The organism is Microcystis sp. LE19-10.1B (assembly GCF_027530565.1).
Taxonomy (GTDB): Bacteria; Cyanobacteriota; Cyanobacteriia; order Cyanobacteriales; family Microcystaceae; genus Microcystis; species Microcystis aeruginosa.
The window spans coordinates 1-10,543 of sequence record NZ_JAPZQM010000732.1 but is presented as its reverse complement, the minus strand read 5'-3'; the positions used below and the strand labels follow the sequence as shown (position 1 = coordinate 10,543).

The window sequence follows — 10,543 nt, the reverse complement described above, 5'->3', positions numbered from 1 at the left end:
ACCCCCCACCCCACACCCCACACCCTACACCCTACACCCATCTCCCCACACCCCACACCCCACTTCCCCATCTCCCCACTTCCCCACTTCCCCACTTCCCCACTTCCCATTTATGCCCAAAATCCATCACTTTGAACTATTACCTTCCACTAATACTCAAGCTTGGCAATTATTAGAATCGGGGGAAAATCCGCCTTTTGTGGTGATTGCTAGTCAACAAAGTGCCGGGAGAGGACAATGGGGACGGGAGTGGATTTCTGAACCGGGAGGATTATATTTATCTTTGGCGTTAAATCTGGATTTAGAGGTGGATAAATCTGCCCATCTCGTTCTCGCTACAGTTTGGGGCATCGCTCATCACCTGAATTGTCAAGAAATACCCGTTAAAATCAAATGGCCGAACGATTTAGTCCTATTAGGGCGCAAACTAGGGGGAATTAACCTAGAAACCCGTATTCAAGGCCAAAACATCCCGCAAGCAGTCATCGGAGTGGGCATCAATTGGGCTAATCCCGTCCCCCCCACGGGCATTAATTTACAAGCTTTGGCCGGCAATAAAATCACCTCGATCGCTCAATTAACCGATGTCACCAGCGATGCTATCCTATACGGCTATGAATATTACTGTAATCACGGCATAAAAGCCTTATTAGCCTCCTACTTAGAACTTTTTGCCAATTTTGGTCAAAAGATAGTTTTCGAGGGCTATCAGGGCATAATAACGGGGGTAAGCGATCAAGGGGAATTAAAAGTTAAACTCACCTCGGACAATGCCAGTAGCGAAATCTATCTACCGGCGGGTAGGGTCAGTCTCGGCTATAATTGAGTCTAAATATTTTTTTGACTAAACTGTGAGAAGTGAGGCCGCCCTATGTATCCTTCATCGGTGATATTGAAACTTTTTCTCGGAAAATCCTTAAAAAAGAAGCTGAGTTTATGCAGTGGTCTCGGTTTAGTAATCAGCGGTCTGATTACTCTTGCTCCCAATGCGATCGCTAATTCCGAAACTGGCAGCGAAACCCCAGTGGTGGAAAATGCCGCCCCGACTCTGAAAGCCCCCGTTATCAAAGAAAATACTAATCCTGCCCCCCGTCTGGCTATCCCCGAAAACCATCAAACCGATATGCCTACCCTTGCCCCCCGGGCCGGCGGTAAAAATAACTTTATCGATACCAGAAACTTTAACCCCCCCAGTTCCGTTGTCGTCACCGAGCGCCGCAGTGGTTGCCAAACGATCGCCCAAAATGGTCAACTGGTAGGAGGTAGCTGTAATCTGGCGGCCCGGGCCTCCCGTCGCCAGCCGGTCAGCACTGTGGCCAAACCCTTACCCCCGGTTAATCTGGCCCGGGTGCGTCTCAATCCTAATCCAGCCGTGCGGGTAGGACGGCAGCCCCGAAATCAGCCGGTTATCGCTAATAATTCCCTGCGTCGTTATGCCCCCACTCTCGTGGCTTCTAGCGCCCCGGTACGTCTGGCACCCCCGACGGTGATTGCGAGTCAGGTGGTGGCCCTCAATCCCCCCGAATGGAATGGCGTAAAATTAGCTTTGGCCCCGGTGACTCGCGCAGAAGTGGAAGCAATCAGCGAAGCGACCACCTATGAGCGGGCCACCCGTTTAAGTCCCACGGATTCTAACCCAACTCAACGCACGGATTTACTCTTTCCCCTCGCCCTTCCTGCCCAAATTACCTCGGTTTTCGGGTGGCGAAATCATCCAGTCAGCGGGAATCGGGCCATGCACGCGGGTACTGATTTAGGCGCACCTATGGGAACACCTGTATTAGCCGCCTACGCAGGGGAAGTGGCCACCGCCGACTGGTTAGGAGGTTACGGATTAACGGTGATTTTACGTCACCTCGATGGTAGTCAAGAATCTCGTTATGCCCACCTTTCGGAAATTACTGTCAAACCGGGAGAATGGGTGGAACAGGGCGCAGTTATCGGTCGTGTGGGTAGTACGGGACTTTCTACCGGTCCGCACCTACACTTTGAATGGCGACACCTAACGGAACAGGGTTGGACCGCCGTAGATGCCGGTTTACATCTAGAATTAGCCCTCCATAATCTGGTACAGAGAATGCAAATGGCCGCAGCCACTGACCCTAATCAGAATTAATTGGTCTCGGCTGACAACCATAGCAGTTTTTGGAGCTTAAAAACGCATCGTTGAGCTTTTGCCCAATTGATGCGTTTTCATACATTCGCAGTATTAAGTAGTTGGACAAAAGTAAAGTTAACTGTGGGGTAAGGAGTCGGTCGTCAGGAGTCAGGAGACAGGAGACGGGAGACAGGATACACGCTAAGATACAAATAATAAACTTGAGAGAAGCACTTGATTAAATATGACTCTAACTGACGTTGAAGTAAATCCCTCGACTCCAGAAGATTTTTTAGATTCTGAAACATTAGTACAGGTCGATTTAATGCAGCAAAAGATTCAACAATATTTACAAACCCTATCAGTAGAAAATTTAAAGATGATTCTAGAATTTGCCGCTTATTTGTCAGATAAAGAAAGTGAAAAGGCAACGCAAGAAATTAGAGCAATCCCGAATATTATGGAACATTTGAAAGAAGCTGAAATGGATTTACAATCAGGTTGCCTCATTGATTGGGAAAGCTGAGATGACTTATAAAGTCCGTTTGACAGCTAAAGCAAATAAAGTTTATTCTGAAGCGGATCCAATCTTAAAAAAGAAGATTGCTAAGTGTTTAAAACTCCTTCAAGAAACACCGAAAAATCACCCTCAAATTAAAGCATTAAAGGGAGAATTTGCTGGGAAGTATCGCTTCCGCGTTGGAGACTATCGGGTTATCTATACCGTTGATGATAGTCAGTCTCAAGTTATCGTCTTGCTGATTGAACATCGCAGTCAAGCTTACCGCCAATAAATAGGGCTTGCTGAATAAATGTGAAATGTAGGCAAGGTAAGGGTTTTGTGGCTTTTCTCGCGAAACGGGTGCAAGATTTTGAGAGAATCGTGCTTCAAAACCTTGCGTCTTCATGGTTCCGCGTCCTGTAGGGGCGAAGCATTCGGACAATAACTTATCGGTGAAACCGTAGATTTTCTATCCGAATGCTTCGCCCGTACTTTTTCAGCAAACCCTATGTTCTATAAAAATGGTAATGCAAGGTTTTTGAAGCTCCCAATCCTCATAGTGTTAATATTCGCTAATCTCATCCAATTGGAAAGGCAAAATTTGAGAAAAAAAGTAGAAGTTAAGGAACGCGGAGCATTCGTTCTTCGATTTCTTGCCAGACGGTAGGGGAAATATTAACAGCCACTTTTTGGCAGTCGAGAATCAGGCGATTAATATAAAAATAATGCTTGTCTATTTCGCTAATTTCTTGGCGGGTGGATAAATTAAGTAATTCAGGCGTTAAATTAAAAGCAGTATTCGAGATTTTAAATAATTGATAAAAAAATTCTTGATGTTCTTTTCTAGTTGCTTTATCATCAGGAATAATTTGTTTTAAAGCTTCTAAATCAGCGATTAATTGGAAAAAATTAACCCTAGAAACAATTCGATACTGAGCAAATAATTTAACTAACCGGACAAACTCATGAATGAAGTTGAAGGTAAAGAGGATACCAGAGATGTTGTAGGCGATCTCGGGGGCGTAGGCGTAGGCGATGATGATGCTGTGGGTGATGGGGATGCCGATGAGGGTGCCGATGCCGATGACGTTGGGGATGACTTTGGCGTAGGCGATGAAGAGCCAATAGGCGAGCGCTCTTCTTCCTACAGGTTTAATCGGACTATCAACAGAATCTTTAGTCATCTCATCTGCCCATTGCAAAATCGGCACTAATTTTTGACCGAGGGGCGTTGTAAGATAATTATGGGCTTCTTTCTCCATTGCTAATAACAATTTATCGGCTTTCCCTCGCATCAAACCCGCCACTAACAAAAACACCTCTTGCCAACGAGTTTCTGTTACATAATTCTTAACTGCTTCTTCAATCAAATCATTGTCATAGATATACTGAGCCGTGAGGTATTCCTGAAGGGTTAAATGAGAAAAAGAATAGATATTTCTCGCCCGCTCTACTAAAATTCCCTGTTCAATTTCAATGGTTTTTAATACTTTTTCTCCGTCCAGATGTTGCGGAGCATTTAAGTTTTGTTTAAGGTGATCTTTAATTTGATTAACAATTTCTCGTTTTTCTAAAAAAAGTTTATCTGCTACAAAATTCTGATAAGCGACTTCAGATAGCAAAATTTCTTCTTGCTCAATACTGAGATTTTCATAAACTAAACCGCGATTAGGTAAACGTTTTTCGGCTGACCATGTTTCCAATAAAATTCGTAACGCATCTTGATAAAGGCGACTGCGATTTGTGGGAAAAGATTGATTTTTATCATAAACCAAACACAAAAAAGTCAACAATAACGGTGTATGGGCTAACTCTTTTGCACTTTTATACTCCTCCTTTTGCAACAGTTCCCAACAATTTTTAGCCGTCTCATTTTTCCGATCTAATTCCGAACTAAACCAATGTTCAATAAAACTTTGAATTTGCTGATCATCAAATTCGACAATTTCAATATCGGTAAATTGTCGAAGATGAGTTCTAGCAGCAGTGCGACAGGAGAGAATAAAACGATTTTTATGATGCCTATCTACAAAATCTTTGATTTTCTCGATTACATTATTCACATTAGCTGTTGGCACTTCATCCAAACCATCTAATAAAATTAGTAATTCCCCTTTTTCTAGTTTATTGCTAATATTTTTTTCCACATTGGGAAAACCACAGATTTTAAACTCCTCTTCAATTAATGCCTGAATATTAATCTCGTTCTCTTTAAAGTTTTTCAACTCCAGTAAAACAGGTGTTAGAGGATGCTGATAACTGCCTTGCTTTCCCTTGAGAGCTTCTAAACCAACTTTTCGCAAAAATGTAGATTTACCAATACCGGGATCACCAAGTACCATTAAATATTGTTCTTGATTAGCCAAAAGTAAACCATCTTTTTTACCATCATCCCTAAAGTTAAACCGTCGCTGCTTACTCTCACGATATTTATTTTCTAAATTTTCATCATAATAATCCCTGACTAAATTACCCAAACATTTGACATTAATATAAATTGACTCCAAATCCATCGGCTTAGACATTTTTAAAACCTTAATCATGCCGTGCCGCTCCCAGTAACGTTGAGTATATTCCCGCAAAAAAAGATACTTTCCTTCTTTGATAAGCTGCCCGACATCTTTATTCAATAACTCATTTTTATTAATACCCTCCCACCCCGATTTAATCATTTGACCAATAAAATTATTAGTCAATGCCGTTACAATGGTTGTTTCAATTCCTGTCATAACTTAACCCCTGTAAACCCTCTGACGCTTAGTATAAGCCAGAAAGCGGGTTTCTCATCATCAACTCAGAAAGCGGGTTTCTCAACAACCCAGAAAGCGGGTTTCTCAACAACCCAGAAACCGGGTTTCTTAAGGAAAACCGTTTTCTAATCTCTTAAACGGCTAAACTGAGAATAGCTGCCTGTCTTGACTCTCATTTCTCAGATTGTAAAATAATGCAAATTTATCTTGACTATAGTGCCACTACCCCCACTCATCCCCAAGTGATCGAGCGGGTTGCCACTATTCTCCGGCATCATTGGGGCAACCCCTCCAGTTTACACAGTTGGGGACAGGATAGGGCGACAGTCATCGAAATGGCCAGAGAACAGGTAGCAGGGTTAATTAATGCCAATTCAGACCAGATTATCTTCACTTCTGGCGGTACGGCTATCAAGCTAAAATTGATCAGCCCCCCGGTAAACCGCCCAAGGCTGGTTCTAATGTTAAGGAGAAAAAATAAAAATTCTTGGGTGGGAAATGTGGCCGCATCTCATAATCCACTGATTATCTATTCCCCCTTTTGCCTGTTCCCTATTCTAACTGATAACTGATCACCGATTACTGATAACTGAATATGGCTTATTCTCGCATTAAAAAACTAGCAAATTATCTACGTCCCCATTGGCAAATAGTAACTGGGGGGGTAGTTGCTCTGCTTATTGTTAATCTTTTGGGTGTTTATATACCGCTTTTAATCCGGGATAGCATCGATGATTTGAGTAAATCCTTTGACTTTCAAAAAATCATTTATTATCTGATTTTAATTGTCGCTTTAGCCTCGACTATGTGGTTTATCCGCATGATTTCCAGAGTATTGTTATTCGGGATCGGTCGTCAGGTAGAGTTCGAGCTTAAACAAAAAATCTTTCAGCATTTATTAACCCTTGAACCTGCCTATTTTTCTCGGCAAACTTCAGGAGATTTAATCAACCGTGCCACTAGCGATGTGGATAATATCCGTCGTCTGGTGGGTTTTGCTTTGCTCAGTTTGGCTAATACTTTTTTTGCCTATGGGTTAACTTTGCCTGTAATGTTAGCGATTCATATTCCCCTTTCAATCGCCGCTATTTCTGTCTATCCTTTGATGTTAATTGCTGTGCAGTTATTTAGTGGTCGTCTGCAGCGGCAACAGAAAAAAGTACAAGAAAAACTCTCGCATCTGAGCGATTTAATTCAAGAGGATATGAGTGGTATTACTCTGATTAAAATTTATGCCCAAGAAGGTAACGAGCGCCTAGCATTTAAGCAAAGAAATCGCAAATTACTACAGGCTAATTTAGATTTAGTCCAGACTCGTAATTTTCTTTTTCCCCTGATTGAAGCTTTGGCCTATGTCAGTTTATTGGCGTTGCTTGCTCTCGGTACTAGACAAATTATAGCGGGTAATATCACCATTGGGGACTTTATTGCTCTGTTAATTTTGGCAGAAAGATTAGTTTTTCCCACTGCTTTATTAGGTTTCACTATTACTGCCTACCAACAGGGAGAAGTGAGTATAGATCGCCTGGAAACTATCCTATTAGCCGAGGCTAAAATTAAAGACAATGCCGATTGTATTCACTTAAAAAATATTCAAGGAAAAATTACCGCCAAAGCCTTGACTTTTTTCTATCCTGATGCTAAGGAACCCGCCTTAAAATCTCTTTCTTTTACCATTAATCCGGGGGAAACGGTAGCGGTCGTCGGTGCGATCAGATCGGGAAAATCTACCCTTGCTAACGCTATTCCCCGTCTTTTGAATATTGCTGAGGGACAGTTATTTATTGATGATCAAGATGTCACTCAAATTGCCCTGGAAGAGCTGCGAAAAGCGATCGCTTATGTTCCCCAAGAAAGTTTTTTATTTAGTACCACCATTGAAGATAATATCCGTTATGGCGATCCGCTGCTGAATTTTTCGGCAGTGGAATCGGCGGCCAAACAAGCGAGAATTCAGGAGGAAATCGAGAATTTCCCGCAAAAATACGGAACTTTAGTGGGAGAACGTGGGATTACTCTTTCCGGTGGTCAACGTCAACGGGCCTCTTTAGCGCGCGCTTTAGCCATCCAAGCACCGATTTTAATCCTTGATGATGCCCTATCTAGCGTCGATAATCAAACGGCTACAGCTATTTTGGAAAATATCAGCCAAGAAAGCCAAAAAACCGTGATTTTTATCTCCCATCAATTATCGGCCGCTGCCACTGCTGATCGCATTTTTGTCATGGATCGCGGAGAAATTGTCCAGATAGGAACCCACGAGGAGTTAATCGCAGTCCCCGGAGTCTATCAAAATCTCTGGCAACAGCAGCAGTTAGAATCTAAGGTTTTACATTAGCCGATAAAATAGGGAATCTGCCAGTTATTGCCAGTTAAGCTGTGGACTATCTCAATTACTCCTTAAGACCGTTTAAATGCAGCACAGCAGTTATCTTTTAGCGACAATGAACAAGAATCAACTTTTAACCGAACCTTTTTTACAATTACCCACCGAAACATCAGTACAAGTGATTTGGTTTACGGAATTTTTTGGCACTCGTCATCAGGTGCGCTACGGGGAAAAACTAGAGAAAATTGCCCTCGCTCGCACTAGCAAATTAACTAGAGTTAGAGAAGATGCAAAATCGAGAACCGTTGAAGCTTATCAATCTTTAACCGCTCGAGAAATCTGGCGACATCAGGCCGAAATTACTGATTTAAATCCCGGGGAAAGGATTCCCTATCAAGTCACCAGTTTTCAGGAAAATACAGCGATTAGAAGTGATATTTATACCCTTACCCCAAGACCCAAAAAAGGAACTAATCTCAAAATTCTGCTCACTTCCGATCATCAATTAATGCCCATGACTGCCGCTAATTTACAAAAAGTTAGCGAAACTATTGGACAGGTAGATGCAGTTTTTTTAGCAGGAGATTTAGTTAATATACCCGATCGAGCTTCCGAATGGTTTGATGATATTCGCGGTGGGGCATTCTTTCCCTGTTTACAAGGTCGTGCCAATTATACTCTGACAAAGAATGGTATTCAGACTATTTATAAAGGGGGAGAAATTATTCAAAATGCGCCCTTATTTCCTGCTATTGGTAATCATGAAGTTATGGGCAGATTTTCTACTTCTATAGGTTTAAATGAACAGTTTGAAGATGCTATTCCTCAGTTTATTGCTAAACAACTAGCAGAGGATACAGCAGTAATTAATGAAACCTGGTTAAAAAATAATGCTTTCAACACAGAAACCTACGAAGAAATTTTTTCTTTGCCTCAAAATAAATATTATTCTCTAACCTTTGGCGATATTCGTTTAGTGGTTTTATATGTTACTAATATCTGGAGAAATCCCAATTTAGAACCCAGTGCAACGGGAAGATATTACGAAAATCAAAGAGATTTAGATAGACCCGACCGATGGGGTTACGGTCAGCATATTTTTGAGCCAATTGCTCAGGGTAGTCCTCAATATCAATGGTTAGAAAAAGAGTTAAATAGTCGAGAATTTCAAGAGGCTAAATATAAAGTAGTTATGTTTCATCATCCTCCCCATACCCTAGGAGGAAATATCGTTCCACCCTACACCGATCCCGTGCCGACAATTCAACGGGATACCACGGGAAAAGTTAGCTCAGTACGTTATGATTATCCCCAAGAAAATGATTATATTATTCGTGATCTAATTCCCTTATTAGAATCAGCCAAGGTTAATTTAGTTTTTTATGGTCATTCTCATTTATGGAATCGTTTTCTTAGTCCTAAGGGTATGAATTTTCTCGAATCTTCTAACGTTGGTAATAGTTATGCTGCTTATTTAGGTGATAAAAAACGTCCTGTACCCCTCGATAGAAATTATGCAGCCATCGGTAATCCTAATGGATTAGAAGCAATTATCCCGAATATTGCTCCTCTAGTGGATTGGGTTAATCAACCTTTACCCTATATTGCCAGTAATGATCTGACGGTTTTTAGCATTTTAGATACAGAAAAAGCAACCGTGAGCAGTTATCGTTTTGATACCCGTTATCCTGACTCCGAGGTAATTAAATTTGATGAATTTGACCTTTTTAGCGTAGGTGAAATATAATAAAATCAAAGAGTGCCGGTTAAATAGATTCTCTTGGGGTTAATTGTATGACTACTGTTACTAGCAATGATATTCAAGAATTGAAAGACTTACTCTCGGCAATGCGACAGGAAAACCGCGAGCAGATGATTTCCCTGCGAGAAGAAACCCGCGAGCAAATAAGTTCCCTGCGAGAAGAAACCCGCGAGCAAATTGATACGCTAAAGGAAGATAATCGCAAACAACTAGAAACCCTGAGAGAAGAAAATAACAAGCAATTTGTTAACCTACACAAAGAAATCACGGAAGTGAAAATTATAACGGCTAAAATTGAAGGAACAATTCAATCCCAAGCAGTATTAACCCAAAAAATTCCCGATTTAATCGAGAAAGTTGGGGAATTAAAAAACTGGAAACAAATAGCTATTGTCGCTATCACTGCTTTTACCAGTGCCACAATTACTTGGTTTATTCGAGGAGGAAATTTGAAACCTTAAAGTCTGGCATTTTTCTCAATTCCTAATTGGTGCATTTCCAGAATAATCGGTTTCAGGGTTTCTCCGAAAGCGGTTAAAGAATATTCAACTTTGGGAGGAATTTCTGGATAAACTTCTCGGTGAATCAGTCCATCTAACTCTAATTCCCTCAGTTGTTGGGTGAGAACTTTTTGACTAATGGGACTTAAACAAATTTTAAGCCCAAACAAAGCCGAAACTGGCTTGATAAGCGGCAAACACATCCTGATTCTCGGTCAGCCACCTAAAGAAACGAAAAGACATCGCTGTCCGAAAAGCTTCCAAAGCTTCCACAAAAGTGTTTAAAGGTCGATTCGTCCACCGCCTTTGCAGTCCCCCAGTTAACTTATGCCACAGGATAAATGTATAGGCACAAAACACCAAGATAAAATAAAGTGATGTAATCGGTTATAAACTACTCCGACGGCATTATTGGCCATTTGAGGGAGGTTTTTCCTCTCACTTTCCCCTAATAATCCTCCTAAATAGGGGCTGCTGAAAAAGTTTTTCGTGGGGGCAGGGTGTGGGGTGTGGGGTGTGGGGTGTGGGGTTTTACCCATTTTCAGGTGGTCAATTACCTAATTTTCAGGGAAAAAATCCCTAAATTTTCCCCCCAATCACTC

Annotated in this window: 10 protein-coding genes and 2 pseudogenes; 8 read left to right on the top strand and 4 right to left on the bottom strand. The window is 41.5% G+C overall.

The annotated features are described in order from the left end of the window. Positions 1 to 112 precede the first annotated feature (112 nt). The 4 genes from O9332_RS26305 (at position 113) to O9332_RS26290 (ending at position 2,892) form a co-directional block, all read left to right on the top strand. Entirely contained in the window at positions 113 to 826 is a 714-nt protein-coding gene (locus O9332_RS26305; RefSeq protein WP_288027998.1) for a biotin--[acetyl-CoA-carboxylase] ligase, read from the top strand. A 45-nt stretch (positions 827 to 871) separates the two neighbouring features. Then, positions 872 to 2,116 (top strand): M23 family metallopeptidase, encoded by a 1,245-nt coding sequence (locus O9332_RS26300; protein WP_002759712.1) that lies wholly within the window; start codon positions 872 to 874, stop codon positions 2,114 to 2,116. A 226-nt stretch (positions 2,117 to 2,342) separates the two neighbouring features. Next, positions 2,343 to 2,624, top strand: coding sequence for a hypothetical protein (locus O9332_RS26295; protein WP_002759713.1), 282 nt, complete (start codon positions 2,343 to 2,345; stop codon positions 2,622 to 2,624). A 1-nt stretch (position 2,625) separates the two neighbouring features. Then, positions 2,626 to 2,892 carry a type II toxin-antitoxin system RelE family toxin gene (locus O9332_RS26290; RefSeq protein WP_002759714.1) on the top strand — a complete coding sequence of 89 codons (267 nt, stop codon included), beginning with the start codon at positions 2,626 to 2,628 and terminating at the stop codon, positions 2,890 to 2,892. 328 nt (positions 2,893 to 3,220) lie between these two features. Here O9332_RS26290 and O9332_RS26285 read toward each other — a convergent pair whose 3' ends face one another. Beyond that, a complete protein-coding gene (locus O9332_RS26285; RefSeq protein WP_002759715.1) occupies positions 3,221 to 5,329 on the bottom strand; it encodes an NACHT domain-containing protein in 2,109 nt (702 codons plus the stop codon). 215 nt (positions 5,330 to 5,544) lie between these two features. On the opposite strand from O9332_RS26285, the pseudogene O9332_RS26280 reads away from it, so the two are divergent. From O9332_RS26280 to O9332_RS26265, 4 genes and pseudogenes are all read left to right on the top strand, one after another. Next, positions 5,545 to 5,814 (top strand): annotated as a pseudogene (locus O9332_RS26280) (aminotransferase class V-fold PLP-dependent enzyme); the annotation flags it as partial. A gap of 131 nt (positions 5,815 to 5,945) precedes the next feature. Further along, a complete protein-coding gene (locus O9332_RS26275; RefSeq protein WP_288027995.1) occupies positions 5,946 to 7,688 on the top strand; it encodes an ABC transporter ATP-binding protein in 1,743 nt (580 codons plus the stop codon). Between the two features lie 76 nt (positions 7,689 to 7,764). Further along, positions 7,765 to 9,426, top strand: a complete 1,662-nt coding sequence (locus tag O9332_RS26270; RefSeq protein ID WP_288027993.1) for a purple acid phosphatase family protein — start codon at positions 7,765 to 7,767, stop codon at positions 9,424 to 9,426. Positions 9,427 to 9,473: 47 nt separating this feature from the next. Continuing rightward, a complete protein-coding gene (locus O9332_RS26265) occupies positions 9,474 to 9,902 on the top strand; it encodes a hypothetical protein (RefSeq protein WP_002759720.1) in 429 nt (142 codons plus the stop codon). Here O9332_RS26265 and O9332_RS26260 read toward each other — a convergent pair. The 3 genes and pseudogenes from O9332_RS26260 to O9332_RS26250 all read right to left on the bottom strand — a co-directional run bounded on the left by O9332_RS26260 (position 9,899) and on the right by O9332_RS26250 (position 10,480). After that, entirely contained in the window at positions 9,899 to 10,111 is a 213-nt protein-coding gene (locus O9332_RS26260; protein WP_269464993.1) for a winged helix-turn-helix transcriptional regulator, read from the bottom strand. The genes O9332_RS26265 and O9332_RS26260 overlap by 4 nt on opposite strands. Next, positions 10,098 to 10,313 (bottom strand): annotated as a pseudogene (locus O9332_RS26255) (IS701 family transposase); the annotation flags it as partial. The pseudogene O9332_RS26255 and the gene O9332_RS26260, both read right to left, overlap by 14 nt. Beyond that, entirely contained in the window at positions 10,262 to 10,480 is a 219-nt protein-coding gene (locus O9332_RS26250) for a hypothetical protein (RefSeq protein ID WP_288027991.1), read from the bottom strand. The pseudogene O9332_RS26255 and the gene O9332_RS26250, both read right to left, overlap by 52 nt. Between the last annotated feature and the right edge of the window lie 63 nt (positions 10,481 to 10,543).

Coding starts and splice junctions, on each gene's coding strand:
- O9332_RS26305 (WP_288027998.1), top strand. CDS start 113: ATGCCCAAAATCCATCACTTTGAACTATTACCTTCCACTAATACTCAA.
- O9332_RS26300 (WP_002759712.1), top strand. CDS start 872: ATGTATCCTTCATCGGTGATATTGAAACTTTTTCTCGGAAAATCCTTA.
- O9332_RS26295 (WP_002759713.1), top strand. CDS start 2,343: ATGACTCTAACTGACGTTGAAGTAAATCCCTCGACTCCAGAAGATTTT.
- O9332_RS26290 (WP_002759714.1), top strand. CDS start 2,626: ATGACTTATAAAGTCCGTTTGACAGCTAAAGCAAATAAAGTTTATTCT.
- O9332_RS26285 (WP_002759715.1), bottom strand. CDS start 5,329: ATGACAGGAATTGAAACAACCATTGTAACGGCATTGACTAATAATTTT.
- O9332_RS26275 (WP_288027995.1), top strand. CDS start 5,946: ATGGCTTATTCTCGCATTAAAAAACTAGCAAATTATCTACGTCCCCAT.
- O9332_RS26270 (WP_288027993.1), top strand. CDS start 7,765: ATGCAGCACAGCAGTTATCTTTTAGCGACAATGAACAAGAATCAACTT.
- O9332_RS26265 (WP_002759720.1), top strand. CDS start 9,474: ATGACTACTGTTACTAGCAATGATATTCAAGAATTGAAAGACTTACTC.
- O9332_RS26250 (WP_288027991.1), bottom strand. CDS start 10,480: ATGGGTAAAACCCCACACCCCACACCCCACACCCCACACCCTGCCCCC.